The following is a 20,971-nucleotide window of genomic DNA, read 5'->3' on the forward strand; positions in this document are numbered from 1 at the left end:
CATGAAGAGCAGCACCACCCTCCTGATCACTTGCAGCACGGTTTTTCTAGCTCAATTAGGCATGAGTATTTACCTGCCAGCACTGCCGGAGATATCTCGGAATCTATCCACTGATGCCTCGCTGGTTTCGTGGGGGCTGGCGGTGTATTTGATCGGCATGGCACTACCGATGCTGTTCTGGGGCAGCCTCGGTCAGCGCCTTGGCCGAAAACCGGTGCTACTTGCTGCGCTCGGTATCTATGGCGTGGGCAATCTCACGCTTCCATTGAGCCAAACAATCGAGTCATTCCTGCTGTTTCGACTGATTCAGGGCATTGGTGCCAGTGGCATTTCCGTCATGGCGCGGGTACTGATTCGCGACAGCTTCAGAGGAGAATTTCTCGCCAAGGCACTGTCCTGGATTTCGATATCTTTCGTAGTGGCGTTGGGTATAGGCCAATACCTGGGTTCGATCATTCAAGTCGTGCTGGGTTGGCAAGCGATTTTCTGTCTGCTGGGTGGTGTGAGTCTATTGATGGCGGGGCTCGTAGCGCAGGTCACGTTCCCGGTTCTGACCGAGCACAACTTGCCCTCATCCGCCTTTTCCAATTACTGCCGCATCCTGCGTGATCGAGCCTTTCTGCTGCCAGCTCTCACCGGGGGTTTGGGTTACGGTGTGATCATCGCGTTCAACACTGCTGCACCGCTGATCCTGCAAGGACCGTACAACTGGTCTGTCGTGGAATATGGATTGCTGGGTTGGCCGATCAGTGCGGCGTATTTTCTGGGAGCGTTGGGGGTCAACAGGTTCGTTCTGCGTACCGGACAACGCTGGCTGATGACACTGGGTGTGGGGATTGTGTTGGCAGGGAGCGCGGTGATGTTGCTGGGTAGCCTCGCTGGAACCACCATCGCGTTGATGCTCTGGCTACCCTATTGCTTTGCCGTGTTTGGCCAATCATTGAATTACCCGATCAGCCTGTCCATGGCCAACGACGGCTCTCCGGTCGGCGGTGCTTATGCGATGGCTTTAAGTGGCTTCATTCACCAACTGATGGCCGCCGCCATTGGAGCAATTGCCAGTCTAATTGCCAGTGAGCAAGCCTGGCCACTTTCGCTGTTGTGCACTTTGCTGGCGGTGGGAGCAATGCTCTGTGTAGTGCTCACACCTGGCCGCAAACCCGCTTAAAGCGCGATGCAGCAATCTCGTTAATCAGGCTCAACCTGCGCACGTGATAAAGTCGCCGCCCATCAGACCTTTTGCTTTGAGACTGTGATCGCAATGACCGATTTCCTGGATGTCGACGCCCACCTTGAAGACTGGAACACCTTGCGCAGCAGCGCGGCGTTCGCCGGCTTGCTGGTGGGCAACGGCGCCAGCCGCGCGGTGTGGGACGATTTTGGCTACGACTCGCTGTTCGAGAACGCCCGCACCGTTGAAGAAAAGCCCCTGAGCCCATCCGAGCTGAGTGTTTTCGACGCGCTGCAGACACGCAGTTTCGAGCAGGTGCTGGGCGCGCTGAAGACCACCAGCCGGGTCAACAAGGCCCTGGCAGTCAGCTCCGCCGCCCCGCGCAACCGTTACTACGCGATCAAGGAAGCGCTGATCAACACCGTGCATGCGGTGCACATTCCATGGCGGCTGGTCGAAGCCTCGACCCTGGCGACGATCAATCGGGAACTGGCCAGCTATCGCACGGTATTCACCACCAATTACGACTTGCTCAACCACTGGGCCATCCAGCATCAGGCCGACACGATCAGCGACCTGTTCGAGGGCAGCGAGCCGTCTTTCGAGCTGAGCGCCAGCGCCACCGACAAGACCCGCCTGCTGTACCTGCACGGCGGCCTGCATCTGGTGCGCAATCAGGACGGTACGGCGCGTCGGCTGATGTCGACCGAAGGCACGCTGCTGGGCAACTTCGCCATCAACAACACCATCAAGACCCTCGACGACGTGCCGTTGTTCGTCAACGAAGGGCCGAGTGCGGACAAGCTCAAGACCATCCGCAGCTCGGATTACCTGTCGTTCTGCTACGCGCAATTGCTTGGTCATGGCGACGGCTTGTGCATTTTCGGCCACGCACTGGGCGAACAGGACAGCCATATCGCGCATGCCTTGCGCCAGGCGAAGCCGAAGGTCGTGGCGATCTCGATTTATCCGCGCAGCCAGGCGTTCATTCAGCATCAGAAGCGGCATTACGCGAAGGTGTTTGAGGGGACGGGGGTCGAATTGCGGTTTTTTGATTCGAAGACCCATGCGTTGGGTAGCCCGAGGTTGTCGGTTCCAGTCGAAGTTTAGTGTTGTTCGAGCTGACGCCATCGCGAGCAGGCTCGCTCCCACAGGTTCAGCGTGATTTCTGTGGGAGCGAGCTTGCTCGCGATGGCCGCCGGACAGTCAACATCTGCGTTGAATGTTATGGCCTCATCGCGAGCATGCTCGCTCCTACAGGGAAAGGTGTTGAGTTCAGAGGACGGGAAGGGTCTTGTCCTTGATCACCTTGGTCGGCCCATTGGCCTTGACACTGGCGATGCCTTTTTCCATCGCAGCCGCCGAGGAATAGGACTCGCTGCTGCCAATGATCTCGTGGTTTCCGGCCTTGAGATTGAAATAAGGGTGACCATCCTTGGTGGCTTTTTTCTCGTAGCGCTCATCCAGCGGGCTGTTGGCCTGGACCGATGCGATGCCTTTGTCGGCGGCCGCGCGGGTGGTGTACAGCTCACTGGTCAGAATGGTTTCGGCGTTCGCCGCCTTCAGCACAAATCTGAATTGACCATTGCTGCTTTTGCTCACTTCGTACCATCCGGACATGCTCTTTCTCCTTGGCGATTGAGAGGTTGTGCGCTTCAGAGTAAAGACCAGCCGGGGATTTCTGTCGCCTGAACCGCCGCCATCGCGGGCAAGCTCGCTCCCACAGTGGATATGTGTACACCAATCCATTGTGGGAGCGAGCCTGCTCGCGATGGGGCCCGAAAGGACATCGAGAAACTTACTTCACCAAACTCTTTACCACCGACAACTCCGGCGCCGCCACCCGCCGCTGGCTCAAATACCGCGTACAACTCACCCGCAGGAACGAGGCGAAGTTCACCACCTCGCCGCGGTAGTCCATCACCTCTTCATACAGCTTGGCGATCAATTGGTTGGTGGTCATGCCGTCGACCTCGGCGATTTCGCTGAGGATGTCCCAGAACTGATTCTCCAGGCGCAGGGTGGTCACCACACCGCAGATGCGCAGCGAGCGGGAGCGCGATTCGTAGAGAATCGGGTCGGCTTTGACGTAGAGCTCGCACATGAACAGGGTTCCTCGTTACAGGGTGATTTTGGTGCCCAGCAACCCGAGAAAACCCGCCAGCCAGCTCGGATGGGCGGGCCAGGCCGGCGCCGTGGCCAGATTGCCTTGAACATGGCCGTCCGTCACTGGAATGTCGATATATGTACCGCCGGCCAGGCGTACTTCCGGCGCACAGGCCGGATAAGCGCTGCACTCACGGCCTTCCAGAACCCCGGCCGCGGCGAGCAATTGCGCGCCATGGCAGACGGCGGCGATCGGCTTGCCGGCCTTGTCGAAGGCGCGCACCAGCTCCAGGACTTTTTCGTTCAGACGCAGGTACTCCGGTGCACGACCACCGGGGATCAGCACGGCGTCGTAATCCTCGGCCTTGACCTTGGCGAAGTCGAAGTTCAGGGCAAACAGGTGGCCGGGCTTTTCGCTGTAGGTCTGGTCGCCTTCGAAGTCGTGGATGGCCGTACGCACGGTCTGGCCGGCGCTTTTGTCCGGGCAGACGGCGTGCACCGTATGGCCGACCATCAACAGCGCCTGGAACGGCACCATCACTTCATAGTCTTCGACGAAATCGCCGACCAGCATCAGAATCTTTTTAGCGGCCATGGGGAGGACTCCTCTGGGAAATGCACAGGCATGCAGGAGTATTCAAGGTAGTCCTAATCCGGGAGGTCGGGTAACAGCCGGCTATTACTGAGGGGTACCCGATCCCTGTAGGAGCTGCCGAAGGCTGCGATCTTTTGATCTTGATCTTTTCTGCATCGGTCGAGGAGCAAAAGCAAAATCAAAAGATCGCAGCCTTCGGCAGCTCCTACGTTGGGGGCATTACCCCCAACTGTACGGATAACTCTGCACCTAGCTGTAACAGCGCGAAACTGCGGTTTGTGGCTAGATGAAGGCTCTTCCAATCACAACAAATTCCGGTTGCCATCATGTCCTCCCGCGAAAACACCGGCATGGCCCTGGGCCTGCTTGGCGTCGTCATCTTCAGCCTCACCCTGCCCTTCACGCGAATCGTCGTACAGGAGCTTCATCCGCTGCTCAATGGCCTGGGCCGCGCCTTGTTCGCGGCGGTGCCGGCGGCGATTCTGTTGCTGTGGCGTCGGGAAAAGTGGCCGACCTGGAAACAGGTCAAGGGCCTGGCCCTGGTCGCCGCCGGGGTGATTCTGGGTTTCCCGGTGTTGTCGGCCTGGGCGATGCAAACCCTGCCGGCGTCCCACGGCGCCCTGGTCAATGGCCTGCAACCGCTGTGCGTGGCGCTGTACGCCGCGTGGCTGTCCCACGAGCGCCCGTCGAAAGCCTTCTGGGCCTGCGCGGCGCTGGGCAGTGCGCTGGTGCTCGGTTATGCGCTGATCAGCGGTGCCGGCAGCATTCAGGTCGGTGATTTGCTGATGCTTGGGGCCATTGCCGTGGGCGGTTTGGGTTATGCCGAAGGCGGCCGGTTGGCCAAGGAGATGGGCGGCTGGCAGGTGATCTGCTGGGCGCTGGTGCTGTCGACGCCGCTGTTGATCGGCCCGGTGGCGTATCTGGCACTGCAACATCAGGGTGAGATATCCAGCAAAACCTGGTGGGCCTTCGGGTACGTCTCGCTGTTTTCGCAGTTCATCGGCTTCTTTGCCTGGTATGCCGGGCTGGCCATGGGCGGCATTGCCCGGGTCAGTCAGATCCAGTTGCTGCAGATCTTCTTCACCATCGCGTTTTCAGCACTGTTTTTCGGTGAGCACGTCGCGCCGATCACCTGGCTGTTCGCGGCGGGCGTGATCCTGACCGTGATGTTGGGGCGCAAGACCAGCGTACGCCCCGCACAACCAGGCACATTGCCGCAAGGTGTTCAGCTCAAGCCTTAGCGCCGAGCAATCCGTCGGCCCGCAGCAGGGTTTCCAGGCAATGTTCGGTGATGTGGTAGAAGTCCTTCAGCTCCTGGATTTTCGCCAACAGCTGGGTCGGGTCGATTGGCTCGGCGCGCTTGACCGCCAGGATCATCTTGTTCTTGTTGGTGTGGTCCAGTGAGATGAACTCGAACACCTTGGTTTCGTAACCGCAGGCCTCGAGGAACAGCGCACGCAGACTGTCGGTGACCATTTCCGCCTGCTGGCCCAGGTGCAGGCCGTATTGCAGCATCGGCTTGAGCAGCGCCGGGCTCTGGATTTGCAGGCGGATCTGCTTGTGGCAGCACGGCGAGCACATGATGATCGACGCCCCGGAACGGATGCCGGTGTGGATCGCGTAATCGGTGGCGATGTCGCAGGCGTGCAGCGCGATCATCACTTCCAGTTCGCTCGGCGCCACGCTGCGCACGTCACCACACTTGAACACCAGCCCCGGGTGCTCAAGCTTGGCCGCCGCCGTGTTGCACAGGGTGACCATGTCTTCACGCAGCTCCACACCGGTCACTTCGCCTTCGGCCTTCAGGGTGTTGCGCAGGTAGTCATGGATGGCGAAGGTCAGGTAGCCCTTGCCCGATCCGAAGTCCGCCACCCGCACCGGTTTGTCCAGCGCCAGCGGCGATGACGTCAGCGCATGGCTGAACACCTCGATGAACTTGTTGATCTGCTTCCACTTGCGCGACATGGCCGGGATCAGCTCATGCTGCTTGTTGGTCACCCCAAGGTCGGCGAGAAATGGCCGATTCAAATCAACGAAGCGGTTTTTCTCGCGGTTGTGCTCGGCGGACGGCGCTTCACGCAATTGCTGGGGTTTGCTCTTGAACAGTGAACTCTTGCCCTTTTTGCTGTATTCGAGCTGGGCTTCGTCGGTCAGCGCCAACAAGTGCGCATTCTTGAACGCCTCTGGCAACAGCCCGGCAATGGTCGCAACGCCTTCGGCTACCGGCAGGTTCTTGGTGATATCGCGGGTTTTATAGCGATAGACGAAGGACAGGCACGGCTGCGCCTTGACCGTCACCGGCTTGATGATGATGCGCTGCAGGTCCGCTTCTTCGCCGACATACTTGGCCAGCACCAGTTTGATAAAGGCGTTTTGCTCGAGACTGGTTTGCAGAAGATCGATGAACTGGGCGTGATGATCCGGCGCGAGGCTGGCGGGAGTAGCGGTAGCAGACATGGAAAAAACGGCCTCAGGGCGGTGCGGATCGGGAATGGCGGGTATTTTAGGGGGGATGGTCGTTCAGGACACGCAGTTATTTACGAACGGCGCCGCCCCTGTAGGAGCGAGCCTGCTCGCGATGGACTCAAGAACACCGCATTTATCCTGAAACCCCGCGTTATCGTTGACGACCATCGCGAGCACGCTCGCTCCCACAGGGGATAGGGTTCAGCCCAGGACCACCAACCGGTTCGGCAATTCATTGCGCACATGGGTCACCGGCACATGCACCTTGAGCAATTCGCCACAGGCCTCGACGCAGCGGACGAAGCCCTGCAAGGTCTGCCCCTGCCGTACCTGCCGGGTGAATTCGGCGACAATCGCGTCCCAGTTCCTGTTGTCGAGGCGGCTGGAAATGCCCTCATCCACCAGGATTTCCACATAACGCTCCGCTTCGGAGACGAAAATCAGAATACCGGTGCCGCCCACCGTGTGGTGCAGGTTCTGTTCGAGGAACTGCCGGCGCGCCAGGTTCGAGGCGCGCCAGTGACGCACTGAGCGCGGGATCAGGTGGGTGGTGATTTTCGGCAGCCGGAACACCAGGCACAGCACGATGAAGCTGATCCATTGCACCAGCAACAGGCTGTGCATGGTCAACCAGCCTGTCAGGTAATGCACGATACCCGGCACCACCAGCGCCAGCAGGCTGGCCCAGAGCAGCGGGATGTACGCATAGTCGTCGGCGCGGGCCGCGAGCACGGTCACCAGTTCGGCGTCGGTGTCGCGTTCGACCCGGGCAATCGCCTCGGCGACTTTGCGTTGTTCGTGTTCAGTCAGTAATGCCATGTCGTGAAGTGCCTGCTCATTATTATTGTTACCAGCCGCCGGACGAACCACCGCCCCCGAAACTGCCTCCGCCGCCGCTGAAGCCCCCGCCCCCGCCGCCACCAAAACCACCACCGCCGAAACCGCCTCCGCCGCCAAAACCGCCCCCCGAACCTCCGGAGCCGCCGCGACCGGCGGGAAGGATACCGAGCATCTGGCAGACAAACACCGTCAGGATGAACAACAACAGCAAAAACACGAACACCCCCGGATGCCGTGAAACGAAATCGTCATCTGGATCTCCGTGGGACTCATACACCGTCGACGGCTCGTCCAGGGGATTGCCGCCCAACACCACCAGCATCGCCGCCACGCCGTCGCTGATGCCCTTGCTGTAGTTGCCGGCCTTGAACGCCGGGGTGATCACCTGATTGATGATCACCGAACTCTGCGCATCGGTCAGGCGATCTTCCAGGCCATAACCGACTTCAATCCGCAATTTGCGCTCGTCACGGGCGACGATCAGCAATGCACCGTTGTTTTTGTCTTTCTGGCCGATGCCCCAATAGCGGCCAAGTTGATAGCCGAAGTCGGCAATGTCGGTGCCCTGCAGGTCCGGCAAGGTTACGATCACCAGTTGTTCACCGGTGACTTTCTCATGGGCCTGAAGTTGTTGCGTCAGTTGATCGCGCACCGATGGCTCGATCATCCCGGCGTTATCCACCACCCGCCCCGTCAACGCCGGGAACTTCAATTCCGCCTGGACCGCCAGGGCCAGCACCCACAGCAACAGCACCAGGCCCATCTTCATCACGCGCATTTGGCGACCTCATCCATCCCTGTAGGAGCTGCCGAAGGCTGCGATCTTTTGATTTTCAAAATATCAAGATCAAAAGATCGCAGCCTTCGGCAGCGCCTACAGGGTTATTCATCCAGATCAGAATTTGACTTCAGGCGGCTTCTCCGAGCCCGGCGTGGCCTCGAACGTCTCGCGAACCGGCAGATTGCTGTACATCACGCTGTGCCACAGGCGGCCGGGGAAGGTACGGATTTCGGTGTTGTACTTCTGCACCGCGAGGATGAAGTCGCGCCGGGCCACGCTGATACGGTTCTCGGTGCCTTCAAGCTGCGATTGCAGCGCGAGGAAGTTCTGGTTGGCCTTGAGGTCCGGATAGCGTTCGGACACCACCATCAAGCGGCTCAAGGCGCCACTGAGCTGATCCTGGGCCTGCTGGTATTGCTTGAGCTTCTCCGGGTTGTCCAGGGTGGAAGCGTCGACCTGGATCGAGGTGGCTTTGGCCCGGGCCTCGATGACGGCGGTCAGGGTGTCTTTTTCGTGGGCGGCGTAGCCCTTGACGGTTTCCACCAGGTTGGGGATCAGGTCGGCACGACGCTGATACTGGTTCTGCACCTGCCCCCAGGCGGCCTTGGCCTGCTCATCGAGGGTCGGGATGTTGTTGATGCCACAGGCGGTCAGCAACGTGGCCATCACCAGCAAGGTGGCGATCTGCAGCCTCGACCGGTAGGACTGTCGTACATTCATCACAGTGATGCTCCCTTCACATTTCATGGAAAAAACACCCGGCAACCCTCTCGGCGGGCTCTTGGGGCATAATCGGCCGCGCCACTGGATTGCATCGGGACAATGGGCTAAAAGATGCCCTGCGCAGAAAACGTCCGGCAGGCAGCTGCCGTTTTCGGCTCAGGCTTTTTGCCGGCCGTATTTGGAAAGCCACCCGAACAACAATAGACGCTCCCTAACTTTTGGCTGACCGGCGCCTCGAACGCCGTTTGGGCCCTTGAGAAAACTATTCATGAAGAAGCTGTGTTTGCTGGGTCTGCTCGTCAGCCTGGCCAGTCATAACGTATTGGCCGCTACGACACCCCCGCCGCTGGAAAACAAGGACGCCTTCATCAGCAACCTGATGAAGCAGATGACCCTCGATGAAAAAATCGGCCAGTTGCGCCTGATCAGCATCGGCCCGGAAATGCCCCGGGAGCTGATCCGCAAGGAAATCGCCGCCGGCAACATCGGTGGCACGTTCAACTCGATCACCCGCCCGGAAAACCGTCCGATGCAGGACGCGGCCATGCGTAGCCGCCTGAAGATCCCGATGTTCTTCGCCTACGACGTGATCCACGGCCACCGCACCATTTTCCCGATCCCGCTGGCCCTGGCGTCGAGCTGGGACATGGACGCCATTGGCCTGTCCGGGCGCATCGCCGCCAAGGAAGCCGCCTCCGACAGCCTCGACATCACCTTTGCGCCGATGGTCGACATCTCCCGCGACCCGCGCTGGGGCCGGACGTCCGAAGGCTTCGGCGAAGACACCTACCTGGTGTCGCGCATTGCCGGCGTGATGGTCAAGGCGTTCCAGGGCACCGGCGCCAACGCCGCCGACAGCATCATGGCCAGCGTCAAGCACTTCGCCCTGTACGGCGCGGTCGAGGGTGGTCGCGACTACAACGTCGTCGACATGAGCCCGGTCAAGATGTACCAGGACTACCTGCCGCCCTACCACGCCGCCATCGACGCCGGTGCCGGCGGGGTGATGGTTGCGCTGAACTCGATCAACGGCGTGCCGGCCACCGCCAACACCTGGCTGATGAACGACCTGCTGCGCAAGGAGTGGGGCTTCAAGGGCCTGGCCGTGAGCGATCACGGGGCGATTTTCGAGCTGATCAAGCATGGCGTCGCCGCCGACGGTCGCGAAGCGGCGAAGCTGGCGATCAAGGCCGGCATCCACATGAGCATGAACGACACCCTGTACGGCAAGGAGCTGCCGGGGCTGCTCAAGTCCGGTGAGATCAAGCAGAGCGACATCGACAACGCCGTGCGTGCGGTGCTGGGCGCCAAGTACGACATGGGCCTGTTCAAGGACCCGTACCTGCGCATCGGCAAGGCCGAGGATGATCCGGCCGACACCTACGCCGACAGCCGCCTGCACCGCGCCGAGGCCCGCGACGTGGCCCGCCGCAGCCAGGTATTGCTGAAGAACAGCAACGAAACCCTGCCGCTGAAGAAAACCGCGAAAATCGCCCTGGTCGGTCCACTGGCCAAGGCGCCTATCGACATGATGGGCAGCTGGGCCGCCGCCGGCAAACCGGCACAATCGGTGACGCTGTTCGATGGCATGAGCAATGTGATCGCTGACAAATCGACGCTGATCTACGCCCGTGGCGCCAACATCACCAGCGACCCGAAAATTCTCGGTTACCTGAACTTCCTCAACTTCGACGCCCCGGAAGTGGTCGATGACCCGCGTCCGGCCAAGGACCTGATCGATGAAGCGGTAAAAGCGGCCAAGGACGCCGACGTGGTGGTCGCCGCCGTGGGTGAATCCCGTGGCATGTCCCACGAGTCGTCGAGCCGTACCGACCTGAACATCCCGGAAAACCAGCGTGAACTGATCCGCGCTCTCAAAGCCACCGGCAAACCGCTGGTACTGGTGCTGATGAACGGCCGTCCGCTGTCGATCCTCGAAGAGAACGAACAGGCCGACGCAATCCTGGAAACCTGGTTCAGCGGCACCGAAGGCGGCAACGCCATCGCCGATGTGCTGTTCGGCGACTACAACCCGTCGGGCAAATTGCCGATCACCATCCCGCGCTCGGTAGGCCAGATTCCGACCTACTACAACCACCTGACCATTGGCCGACCGTTCACCCCGGGCAAGCCAGGCAACTACACCTCGCAGTACTTCGATGACACCACCGGTCCCCTGTTCCCGTTCGGCTACGGCCTGAGCTACACCGACTTCAGCCTCAGCGACATGGCGCTGTCGTCGACCACGCTGAACAAGACCGGCAAGCTCGACGCCAGCGTCACGGTGAAGAACACCGGCAAGCGCGACGGCGAAACCGTGGTGCAGCTGTACATCCAGGACGTGGCCGGCTCGATGATCCGCCCGATCAAGGAACTGAAGAACTTCCAGAAAGTGATGCTCAAGGCCGGCGAACAGAAAGTCGTGCACTTCACCATCACCGAGGATGACCTGAAGTTCTACAACACCCAGCTCAAATACGCGGCGGAGCCGGGCAAGTTCAACGTGCAGATCGGCCTGGACTCCAGGGACGTGACGCAGCAGAGCTTTGAGTTGCTGTAACCCCCGAAACACCGCAATAAACCTGTAGGAGCGAGCCTGCTCGCGATGGCGGCCTGACAGTCAACAAAGATGTTGAATGTGATGGCCTCATCGCGAGCAGGCTCGCTCCTACAGTTGTTTTTGGTGTGACGACTATCCGCGTTTATCCAACAGATTCACCACCACACGATCCACCCATCCCCACACCCTCTGCTTAACCCGCCGCCACAACGGCCGGCGTCGCCACTCCTCCAGGCTGACTTCCTGGCTCAACGTGAAGTCGCGCTCGAAACTCGCCGCCACCGCCTGGGTCAGTCCGGGGTCCAGCGCTTCGAGATTGGCCTCCAGATTGAACCGCAGGTTCCAGTGATCGAAATTGCACGAGCCGATGCTCACCCAGTCATCGACCAGGACCATTTTCAGGTGCAGGAAACATGGCTGGTATTCGAAGATCTTCACCCCGGCCTTGAGCAGGCGCGGGTAGTAGCGATGCCCGGCGTAGCGCACCGAAGGGTGATCGGTGCGCGGCCCGGTCAGCAGCAGCCGCACATCGACCCCACGGGAGGCCGCGCGACGCAGGGAGCGGCGCACTTTCCAGGTCGGCAGAAAATACGGCGTTGCCAGCCAGATGCGCCGCTGGCCGCTGTTCAACGCCCGAACCAGCGATTGCAGGATGTCCCGATGTTGACGGGCGTCAGCATAGGCGACCCGGCCCATGCCCTCGCCCATGGACGGCAAGCGAGGCAAGCGCGGCAAACCGAAATGCGCGGCCGGTTTCCAGGCGCGGCGATGACGGTTGGCGATCCACTGGCGGTCGAACAGCAGTTGCCAGTCGAGCACCAGCGGACCAGTGATTTCCACCATCACTTCATGCCACTCGCTGAAGTCCTCTCCCGGCGTCCAGAACTCATCAGTGACGCCGGTGCCGCCGACCACTGCCAGGCTCTGGTCCACCAGCAGCAGTTTGCGATGGTCGCGATAAAAGTTGCCGACCCAACGCCGCCAGCTCAGGCGATTGTAGAAACGCAGCTCCACACCGGCGCCCATCAGGCGCTGACGCAATGCCAGGGTGAACGCCAGGCTGCCGTAATCATCGAACAGGCAGCGCACCCGCACCCCGCGCTCGGCCGCCTGAACCAGCGCCTGCACCATAGCTTCGGCACAGGCGCCCGCCTCCACCAGGTACAACTCCAGTTCGACCTGCACTTCGGCGCGGGCGATTGCCACCAGCATGCGCGGGAAAAACTGCGGGCCATCGATCAGCAGTTCGAAGTGGTTGCCTTCACGCCAGGGAAAAATCGCTCCGGCCATGTCAGCGCGCCGTGAAAATCAGCACCGCACCCACGGGTACGGACAAGCTGATGGCCGACAGCCCGACTATCTTGCGCAGCGCTTCCACACCCGGCGCCATGTCGAAGTCTTCGGCATTGATCACCAGCGGCTCCAGGGTCACCACCTGGAAGCGCCGGTCATCCAGGCGCGTAGCCAGCAGTTGAGCGTTGTAGGTGCGCTGGCGACCGTGCAGGTCGACGGTCAGGGGCAGGCGCAGTTCCAGTTGCGCGCCGGAGGCCAGGTCGTTGATCGGGCGCAGATCGATTTGCGTGGTGATCAAGGCTTCGGGAAATTTCTCGATCTCGAACAGTTCCTTGCGCATGCGCTCATCGCGCAGCGGGACACCGCTGTTGACCGATTCGAGCTCTACCTCCACCTGCGCCAGCCCGCTGGGTTCGACCTTGCCGTGCAACACCAGGAAGCGTTGCACCTCGGAAAGGTTGGCGTTTTTGGTGCTGACGAAAGACAGCCGCGAGGATTCGCCGTCCAGATACCAATCGGCATGGGCCGACAGGCACGCGCCGCTCAACAGCAGGATGGCGAGGGTTTGAGTGACAGACCGCTTGAACATAGAAACCCGTGGGGCAAATAAACCTGTGCTGAACCTTAACTGCCCGTGAGCCAATTGCAAACTTGTAGGAGCGAGCTTGCTCGCGATGGTCGTCAACGATAACGCGGGGTTTCAGGATAAACGCGGCGCTCTTGAGTTCATCGCGAGCAAGCTCGCTCCTACAGGTTAAGCGTCAATCAGGCCATCGCCTGCTGCACCTCGCCAATGGTGGCAGCGAGACTATTGAGGTGCAGGCTCAGCACCCGCTCCACCGGCGCCTGGTCCATCGGCCAGTGCAGCGCCATGCTGCCGACCAGGCGGCCATCGGTGCGGATCGGCAGCGCCACTGCGCGGATCAGGAATGGCAGGCGCACCGGGTATTCCCAGTGGCCTTCTGTACGTTGGCCGAAGCCCTGATGCAGTGATTGTCCGGTGACACGGAACAGGGACTCGTCGCTGATGCGCTCACGGGCGGCCAGGCGCTCCACTTCATGGCTTTGCAGCTCGCCCAGGCAGGCGCGGCCCATGGCGGAATGAAACAGGCTGGCGTTGTGACCGACGATCTGGCAGTTGTTCGGATAGCGTTTGCGCAATGCCGACGGGATCGCGCTTTCCATGACCTCCACCCGTTCGCCGTCGAAGCACGACAGGTCCGCCACCAGGCCGGTGCGCTCGCTCAGCTCCACCAGCAACGGCGCGGCGCTTTCCACCAGGCGCCGCTTGAAGCGTTGCTGACTGTCGCCAAACAGGCGCTTGGCGCACAGTCGGTATTGCCGGTCGCTCAAGCCGCGATAGACCCAGCCCTGCTCCTGCAAGGTCAGCAACATGCGCGACACCGTGGCTTTGGGCAAGGCGGTCAGGTAATGCAGCTGCTCAAGGCCCAGCGCCTGATGCTCGCCGAGCAACTCGACGATCGCCAGGGCGCGCTCCACGGAACGTACGCTGCCGGTTTCTGCCTTGCTATCCATGTGTGCCACCTCCCAGAGCCCGGATTGGATGAACATTTGCTCCTGACGAACATAGGCTCTTTTTGCAAGTTACAGCAAGTTACAGGCCCATCCGGAATCCTCAAGCCAGTTGCAGACAAGCGGGCGGCCGACGCTTGACCCATTGCGTCAGTTGCTCATGGGCGTAAGCCAGTTGCAGCACCGCCAGGTCGGCCTGGGCCGGGCCAATGATTTGCAGCCCCATCGGCAGGCCGGCCGGGTTGAATCCCACGGGCACGTTCATGCTCGGCAAGCCGGCCAGGGTCGGGCCGATCACCACTTCCATCCAGCGGTGATAAGTGTCCATGTCCCGCCCTGCGACAGCCCGCGGCCATGGGGTTTGTGCATCAAAAGGGAACACCTGGGCGGTGGGCAACAGCAGGAAGTCGTAACGCTCGAACAGCTCGTTCAAGGCGCGATACCACTCGCTGCGACTGACCGAGGCCTGGTAAATATCCGCGGCGCTCAGGCGCAAGCCGCCTTCGATTTCCCATTGGGCTTCGGGCTTGAGCTGCTGGCGTTTGTGCGGATCGGCGTACAACCCGCCGAGGCTGCCCTGCACCAGCCAGTGCCGATGTACCAGCCAGGTCTGCCACAAGCGTTCCATGGAAAAATCCGGCTGACAGGCTTCGACCTTGCAACCCAGCGCCGCGAAGTCCTGCAACGCCGATTCGCAAAGGCTCATCACGCCGGGTTCCATTGGCAGGTAGCCGTTGTAATCGCCGAGCCAGCCGAGCCGGACCTCGCTGAAATCCTGCGCCAGTGACTGCTGGAAAATCTCCGGATTGCCGGTCAGCGACAGCGGCACGCGCGGGTCGTAGCCGGCCTGGGTGCCGAGCAAACGGGCGACGTCAGTGACAGTGCGGCCCATCGGCCCTTCGGTGGCCAGTTGCTGGACGAACACCTCCGGCGCCGGCCCGTGGGGCACGCGTCCCAGGGACGGACGAAAACCAAAGACGTTATTGAAGGCGGCCGGATTGCGCAGCGAGCCCATCATGTCGCTGCCATCGGCCACCGGCAGCATACGCAGCGCCAGCGCCACCGCCGCCCCACCGCTGCTGCCACCGGCGACTCGCGTTGGGTCGTAGGCATTGGTGGTGGTGCCGAACAGGGTGTTGTAGGTCTGCGAGCCGAGGCCGAATTCCGGGACGTTGGTCTTGCCAATGATGATCGCCCCGCTCTGGCGGACACGCGCCACACTGATCGCATCCTGTGCCGGCACCTGCTCGGCGAACAGCGGCGAGCCCATGGTGGTGCGCAAACCGGCGGTAGCCGCCAAATCCTTGATCGCCTGCGGCATGCCGTGCATCCAGCCACGGGACAGCCCCTGATCCAGTTGTCGGTCACAGGCATCGGCTTCGGCCAGCAGTTCCTCCTGCGGACGCAGGGACACCAGCGCATTGACCTGCGGGTTGAAGCGCTCGATCTGCGCCAGATACGCCTGCATCACTTCACGGCATGACACGTCCCTGGCATGAATGACCCGGGACAACGCATCGGCGTCCATTTCAACGATCGGATGGGTGCTCAAGATTTCACCTCAAGGTTCAGTGCGACAGAATGCTTTGCGCGCGGCTTCTCCTGCATGCAGTAAGTACTCAATAGCGTCAGCAGGCAAGTGAACAGCACATAGAAGGATGGGGCCACCGGCGTCGCCAGTACCTTGCTCAGCCAAGTGACGATCAACGGGGCAAACCCGCCGAAGACCATGACCGCGACGTTGTAGGCCACCGAAACGCCGGTGGAGCGCACTTCCACGGGGAACTGCTCGGCCAGCGCCGTCGGTGCCGGGCCGAAGAACCCGCCAATCGCGCTGCACAACAACAGTTGCATCACCAGCAGGCGCTCCACCGAAGGCGCTGCCGCGACCCACACGTACAGCGGATAGACCATCAGGAAGAACGCCAGGGTGAACGCCATCAATACCGGACGACGGCCGAGGCGATCGGACAGCGCGCCGGACAGCGGGATCACGACCGTCATCAGCGCCACCGCAAGCATCTGCACCAGCAGCACTTGGTCCAGGGGCAAACCGAGGTTCTTGTGGGCGAAGGTCGGCATGTTCACCAGCACCACGTAGAACGACACGGTCGCCCCACAGGCCAGCCCCATGGACACCAGGATCGCCTGCCGATGTTCGCGGATCACTTGCAGCAAACCGGGGCCTGCGCCTTTGGCTTGTTTGCGCGCTTCGAGGAATTCCTCCGGCTCTTCCATGTGTTTGCGAATCCACAAACCCACCGGGCCGATCAGCAGGCCGATCATGAATGGAATCCGCCAGCCCCAGCTGTCCAGCGCCTCGGGCGACAGCAGATGGGTGAACAACGCCACCATCCCCGCCCCGGAAAACACCGCCAGGCATTGCCCCACCAATTGCCACGAACCGTACAGCCCCTTGCGGTGCGCCGGTGCGCTTTCCACCAGGAACGCCGTGGCGCTGGCGTACTCACCGCCCGTGGCGAAGCCTTGCAGCATCCGCGCGACCACGATCAACAGCGGCGCCCCCATGCCGATGGCGGCGTAGTTCGGCGCTAAGGCGATCAGCGCGATGGACACCGTCATCAGGCGGATGATCAGCTGCATCGCCGCCTTGCGCCCTTTGCGGTCGGAATACATGCCCAACAGGATGCCGCCCACCGGGCGCATGAAAAAACCGACGCCGAAGGTCGCCAGCGCCATCAACAGCGAGGCGTACTCGTCGTCGGAGGGGAAAAATTGCCGGGCGATAATGCTCGCCAAGAAGCCGTAAACAATGAAGTCATACCATTCCAGCGCATTGCCGATAACGGCGGCGACCACCTGCCGGGTGCGCGAAACGCCTGTGCTTGAAGTGTGCATGGGGAACTCTCCAAAAACCTGTTGGGTGAGTGCGGGCGCGACTTGGCGCGCCCGGTCCAGCGGCAGTAGAAAGTGGGAAGGTCAGGCCGGCTTGAGCCAGCTCTCGGTGAGCGCGCCCCAATACGCCGCGCCAGTGATGAGGATGTCGTCGTTAAAGTCGTAGGCCGGGTTGTGCACCATCGGCCGCGACACGCCGTTGCCGATAAACAGATAGGCGCCGGGACAGCGTTGCAGCATCCAGGCGAAATCTTCGCTGCCCATGAGTTTGGCGGTGTTGCCGTCCACGGCGTCTTCGCCAACCAGTTCGACACCGACCTGGCGGGCGAACTCAGTTTCGGCGGCGTGGTTGACCAGCACCGGATAGGCCGGGCGGTGTTCGATGCGTGAGGTGCAGCCGAAACTGGCGGCCTGGGATTCGATGATCGCGCGCACGCGTTCGAGGGTCTGTTCACGCACCCGGGCATCGAGCGCCCGCAGGCTCAGGCGCAAGATGGCCTGCTGTGGAATCACATTGGCCGCTTCCCCGGCTTGCAACGCGCCCACTGTGACCACCGCCGCCTGCTGTGCATCGATGTTGCGCGCGACCACGGTTTGCAGGGCCATGACCACGCTGGCCGCCGCCACCAGCGGGTCCACCGCCAGATGGGGCATCGAGCCGTGGCCGCCGACGCCTTCGATGGTGACGGTCAGCAGGTCCTGGGACGCCATCATCGGGCCTGCGCGAAAACCCAGGTGCCCCGCCGGCAGACCCGGCATGTTGTGCATGCCGAACAGCGCATCGCAGGGGAATCGTTCGAGCAAACCATCAGCGAGCATTGCCTCGGCACCGCCCTGGCCTTCTTCGGCGGGCTGGAAAATCAGGGTCAGGGTGCCGTCGAACTGGCGGGTCGCCGCCAGGTAGCGCGCAGCCCCCAGCAGCATGGTGGTGTGGCCGTCATGCCCGCAAGCGTGCATGCAGCCCTGATGCTGGCTGCTGTAGGCCACGCCGGTGTTTTCGATGATCGGCAGCGCATCCATGTCGGCGCGTATCCCGAGCTTGCGCGAGCTGCTGCCGTTGCGCAGCACGCCAACCACACCGGTCTTGCCGATGCCGGTGTGTACTTCATAGCCCCATTCTGCAAGCGAGCGGGCGACCAGTGCCGAGGTGCGGTTTTCCTCGAAGCCGAGTTCCGGGTGGGCGTGAATGTCGTGGCGTGTGGCGTGCAGATCGCTGGCCACGTCGTTGAGCCAGGCAAGGATGTGCTGGTGTCGGGTCATGAAGTTGTCCTCGTGCCGGGTGAATTCCCGTTCTTTTTGTTCGCGGCGATTTCGCGACACATCAAGGCAGGTCGCGCTCACCGCCAGATAACCGCGAGTCGCGCACGAGGACAATCGAATGTGGTTCCACGGTGTGGAACCAGAGAGGCCGAAGATTTGAAACTCACCTGAAACCCTGTGGGAGCGAGCCTGCTCGCGATAGCAATTGCAGCCTCACTGCTTGTGTTGCGTGTGCCGACGCTTTCGCGAGCAGGCTCGCTCCCACAGGTGTTGTATCTGGTGTCAGGGGTTCAGGCGACAGCCCTGATGTTCGCCAATCCACACCGCACTGTTGCTGCGCCCCATGCCGCTGACGGTGACGCGCTTGCCCGCACTGTCATCGGTAAAACCACTGAACGGCAGCCACTGCTTCACATAGCCACGGCAATACTGCTCGTCGTTATTCATCACATACCGACACGAACAATATTCCTTGGCGGTGTAGGCGCTGATGATGTCGGGGAATGCCCACAAGGCCACTCGCTCGTGCCAGATCCAGCCGAGCAACGCGAGTAGCAGGATCAGCAGCAGCGAACGGATCGGATGGCGACGCAGGAAACCGCTCATGGCTGCACCTTCCCGGCGAACGCGTTGCGCGCGAGCTTGAGCAGTTCGTTGTGCCGATAACTGTCATCGCGGTCATCGGCGTAACGGACGATCACCAGGTTTTCGCTGGGGATCACGAACATCGCCTGGCCCCAATGACCCAGCGCGGCGAAGGTGTCGGCGGGTGCATCGGGCCAGGGTCGAGCCGCGCCATCCGCAGCGCGATTGAGCCACCAATGGCCACCCGGCACCGCGTCATCCTGATCGGCCCGGTAATGCGCGAACGGCTCGCGGTTGAATGCGACCCAATCCCTGGGCAGCAACTGTCGATCCCCCCAGCGACCGTCGCGGGCCATCAACAGACCGATGCGGGCCAGATCGCGCGCGGTGAGGTAGGCGTAGGACGAGGCCACGAAGGTGCCCGTGGCGTCGCTTTCCCAGACCGCATGGCGGATGCCCAGCGGCTCGAACAGTGCGGTCCACGGATAGTCGGCATAGCGCTGCGGACCGACGATGGTTTTCAACGCGGCGGATAACAGATTGCTGTCACCGCTGGAATAACGAAACGCCTGCCCGGGCGCGGCGTAGCTGTCATGACCGGCGGTGAACGCAGCCATGTCCGGGTGCCCACGGGTATAGAGCATGGCCACCACCGAGGATTTCAGCGGCGCGTATTCGTAGTCTTCCTGCCAGTCCAGGCCCGAGGCCCAGTGCAGCAGGTCGGCCATGGTCAGGTTCGGGTGTTTTTTCAGCGGCGGGTAATAGTTGGCCGCCGGGTCCTGCAGCTTGAACCGGCCTTCGCCATAGGCCACGCCGAGCACCGTGGCCATCAGGCTCTTACTGATCGACCAGGTCAGGTGCGGGGTGTCGGCGGAGGTTGGGCCGGCGTAACGTTCGTAGATCAACTGGCCGTCGCGAATCACCAGCAAGGCGTCGGTGCGGATGCCTTTGCGGGTGCTGTCTTCGCGGGGTGGGAAGGCGTAGGTCTCAAGTGCCGCAAGCGCCGGGCCGGTGATGGTCGGGGCGGTGGCCCATTGCTCGGCGGGCCAGTTTTCGGCCTGTGCCGAGAGGCTGAGCAGCAGGATGAAAAACAGGGACAAGCCTTTGAACATGGCGTGGGCTCTTGGGGATTAACCCGCTGAGCCTAGTCGAGGTTGATGACAGTTCCGGGATTTGTGTTGTCTGTCAGGCCGCCATCGCGAGCAGGCTCGCTCCCACAGGGGAATGCATTTCAAACTGTGGGAGCGAGCCTGCTCGCGATGGCGCCAGTCAATTCAATGAAGAGCCAGCCAGTGCCTTGGCCAACCGCTTGCCCCGCGCCCCCGCCGCCAGATCCATCACCGCCTGGTCGCGCTGCCACATCGTCGCCCACTGCGGCGCCCCCCCGGCCAGCGCTTGATTGATCTCACCCTTGAGCGCCTCGAACTGCGCAAACAACCCACCCAGCAACACATGCCCGGCCGGATTATTTGGCGCCTGCCGACTGGCTTCCGCACAACCGGCCAGCAATGCCAGCAAGCGCAATTGCAAAGTCTGCGGCCAGTCGCACTCCTGACCAACGCCATACAACCAGGCCGTCATCGCGCTCAGCACATAGATGTCTTCCAGGGTGCGGAACGGCTTGACGTAAGCATCCCAACCATCCCCCGCCAGCAACTCGCACAGCGCGTTATCGAGAAACACCCGGCCGTGGCTGATGTCTGGCATCAGCGCAATGGCCGGCAGCTTTTCCAGGCGCACGCCTGGCTCACCGGGATAGACCACGGCAAGGCTCAGGCGCGGATCCTCGCCGGGTTGCTCACAACGGGCGGCCACCAGCAGCCAGTCGGCCGCGTCCCCCGCGGTGACGAAATCCTTGCGCCCACTCAGGCGCAAACCATTCAGCCGGGTCTGCATGTCAGCCGGTCGCACGCTGCGTTGCTCGGTGGCGCACAGGGCGCCAAGGCTGGGTGGCGCGCTCGGCCAGAGCATGCGCAACGCCGCCTGATAGCCCACCAGAAACGCCAGCCCCGGCGTCGCCATCAAGCGTGCGCCAGCCACCGCCAGTTCAAACGCAGTGACGTTGCCCAACTGCTGCAACAAGGTCGCGAACCCCTCTCCCAGATCCGGGTCGGCGGGCAGGCGATCGCGGCGGTTCAACAGGGTTTGCCAGGGCATAAGAGGCTCCTTGTGGGCTGTCATATAAGCATCACCAAAGCTTAA

20 protein-coding genes are annotated in these 20,971 nt (G+C 61.7%); 4 read left to right on the plus strand and 16 right to left on the minus strand.

The features are described 5' to 3' along the window. Position 1 precedes the first annotated feature (1 nt). Both ABTV29_RS24450 and ABTV29_RS24455 read left to right on the plus strand, forming a co-directional pair. A complete protein-coding gene (locus ABTV29_RS24450; RefSeq protein WP_433767179.1) occupies positions 2-1,168 on the plus strand; it encodes a multidrug effflux MFS transporter in 1,167 nt (388 codons plus the stop codon). Between the two features lie 93 nt (positions 1,169-1,261). Then, positions 1,262-2,281: a DUF4917 family protein gene (locus ABTV29_RS24455; RefSeq protein ID WP_433767180.1), complete on the plus strand. Its 1,020-nt coding sequence runs from the start codon at positions 1,262-1,264 to the stop codon at positions 2,279-2,281. Positions 2,282-2,446: 165 nt separating this feature from the next. On the opposite strand, the gene ABTV29_RS24460 is transcribed toward ABTV29_RS24455, so the two are convergent. The 3 genes from ABTV29_RS24460 to ABTV29_RS24470 form a co-directional block, all read right to left on the minus strand. Beyond that, a complete protein-coding gene (locus ABTV29_RS24460; RefSeq protein ID WP_433767181.1) occupies positions 2,447-2,791 on the minus strand; it encodes a YegP family protein in 345 nt (114 codons plus the stop codon). A 178-nt stretch (positions 2,792-2,969) separates the two neighbouring features. After that, positions 2,970-3,275, minus strand: a complete 306-nt coding sequence (locus ABTV29_RS24465) for a ribbon-helix-helix domain-containing protein (RefSeq protein WP_433767182.1) — start codon at positions 3,273-3,275, stop codon at positions 2,970-2,972. Positions 3,276-3,290: 15 nt separating this feature from the next. Continuing rightward, positions 3,291-3,872, minus strand: coding sequence for a DJ-1/PfpI family protein (locus tag ABTV29_RS24470; protein ID WP_433767183.1), 582 nt, complete (start codon positions 3,870-3,872; stop codon positions 3,291-3,293). 326 nt (positions 3,873-4,198) lie between these two features. Between ABTV29_RS24470 and ABTV29_RS24475 the strand changes: the two genes are divergently transcribed. Next, entirely contained in the window at positions 4,199-5,113 is a 915-nt protein-coding gene (locus tag ABTV29_RS24475; protein WP_433767184.1) for a DMT family transporter, read from the plus strand. Here the strand turns inward: ABTV29_RS24475 and ABTV29_RS24480 are convergent. The 4 genes from ABTV29_RS24480 to ABTV29_RS24495 form a co-directional block, all read right to left on the minus strand. Then, on the minus strand, positions 5,103-6,329 hold the full coding sequence (locus ABTV29_RS24480; RefSeq protein ID WP_433767186.1) for a class I SAM-dependent methyltransferase: 1,227 nt from the start codon (positions 6,327-6,329) through the stop codon (positions 5,103-5,105). The genes ABTV29_RS24475 and ABTV29_RS24480 overlap by 11 nt on opposite strands. Positions 6,330-6,539: 210 nt before the next feature. Then, a complete protein-coding gene (locus ABTV29_RS24485) occupies positions 6,540-7,157 on the minus strand; it encodes a TPM domain-containing protein (protein WP_433767187.1) in 618 nt (205 codons plus the stop codon). Between the two features lie 28 nt (positions 7,158-7,185). After that, complete coding sequence (locus tag ABTV29_RS24490) at positions 7,186-7,956, minus strand: TPM domain-containing protein (protein ID WP_433767188.1); 771 nt, start codon at positions 7,954-7,956, stop codon at positions 7,186-7,188. A gap of 117 nt (positions 7,957-8,073) precedes the next feature. Further along, complete coding sequence (locus ABTV29_RS24495) at positions 8,074-8,679, minus strand: LemA family protein (RefSeq protein ID WP_433767189.1); 606 nt, start codon at positions 8,677-8,679, stop codon at positions 8,074-8,076. A 271-nt stretch (positions 8,680-8,950) separates the two neighbouring features. On the opposite strand from ABTV29_RS24495, the gene bglX reads away from it, so the two are divergent. Then, entirely contained in the window at positions 8,951-11,242 is a 2,292-nt protein-coding gene (gene bglX / locus ABTV29_RS24500; protein ID WP_433767190.1) for a beta-glucosidase BglX, read from the plus strand. A gap of 132 nt (positions 11,243-11,374) precedes the next feature. Here the strand turns inward: bglX and ABTV29_RS24505 are convergent, their stop codons facing one another. From ABTV29_RS24505 to ABTV29_RS24545, 9 genes are all read right to left on the minus strand, one after another. Next, on the minus strand, positions 11,375-12,532 hold the full coding sequence (locus ABTV29_RS24505; protein ID WP_433767191.1) for a phospholipase D-like domain-containing protein: 1,158 nt from the start codon (positions 12,530-12,532) through the stop codon (positions 11,375-11,377). 1 nt (position 12,533) lies between these two features. Beyond that, positions 12,534-13,124, minus strand: coding sequence for a YceI family protein (locus ABTV29_RS24510; protein ID WP_433767192.1), 591 nt, complete (start codon positions 13,122-13,124; stop codon positions 12,534-12,536). Positions 13,125-13,300: 176 nt separating this feature from the next. Next, positions 13,301-14,071, minus strand: coding sequence for an IclR family transcriptional regulator (locus tag ABTV29_RS24515; protein WP_433767193.1), 771 nt, complete (start codon positions 14,069-14,071; stop codon positions 13,301-13,303). A 100-nt stretch (positions 14,072-14,171) separates the two neighbouring features. Beyond that, complete coding sequence (locus tag ABTV29_RS24520) at positions 14,172-15,596, minus strand: amidase (protein WP_433772001.1); 1,425 nt, start codon at positions 15,594-15,596, stop codon at positions 14,172-14,174. A gap of 20 nt (positions 15,597-15,616) precedes the next feature. After that, the gene (locus ABTV29_RS24525) at positions 15,617-16,927 is read right to left on the minus strand and encodes a citrate-proton symporter (protein WP_433767194.1); all 1,311 of its coding nucleotides are present in this window, start codon (positions 16,925-16,927) and stop codon (positions 15,617-15,619) included. 81 nt (positions 16,928-17,008) lie between these two features. Continuing rightward, a complete protein-coding gene (locus ABTV29_RS24530; RefSeq protein ID WP_433767195.1) occupies positions 17,009-18,184 on the minus strand; it encodes a M20 aminoacylase family protein in 1,176 nt (391 codons plus the stop codon). Positions 18,185-18,466: 282 nt separating this feature from the next. Next, on the minus strand, positions 18,467-18,790 hold the full coding sequence (locus ABTV29_RS24535) for an amidase (protein ID WP_433767196.1): 324 nt from the start codon (positions 18,788-18,790) through the stop codon (positions 18,467-18,469). Continuing rightward, positions 18,787-19,881 (minus strand): serine hydrolase domain-containing protein, encoded by a 1,095-nt coding sequence (locus ABTV29_RS24540; RefSeq protein ID WP_433767197.1) that lies wholly within the window; start codon positions 19,879-19,881, stop codon positions 18,787-18,789. Before ABTV29_RS24540 ends, ABTV29_RS24535 begins: the two co-directional genes overlap by 4 nt. 157 nt (positions 19,882-20,038) lie before the next feature. Next, the gene (locus ABTV29_RS24545; RefSeq protein ID WP_433767198.1) at positions 20,039-20,926 is read right to left on the minus strand and encodes an acyl-CoA dehydrogenase; all 888 of its coding nucleotides are present in this window, start codon (positions 20,924-20,926) and stop codon (positions 20,039-20,041) included. Positions 20,927-20,971: the final 45 nt, after the last annotated feature.

It is taken from the genome of Pseudomonas putida (genome assembly GCF_050989985.1).
Classification (GTDB): Bacteria; Pseudomonadota; Gammaproteobacteria; order Pseudomonadales; family Pseudomonadaceae; genus Aquipseudomonas; species Aquipseudomonas putida_AI.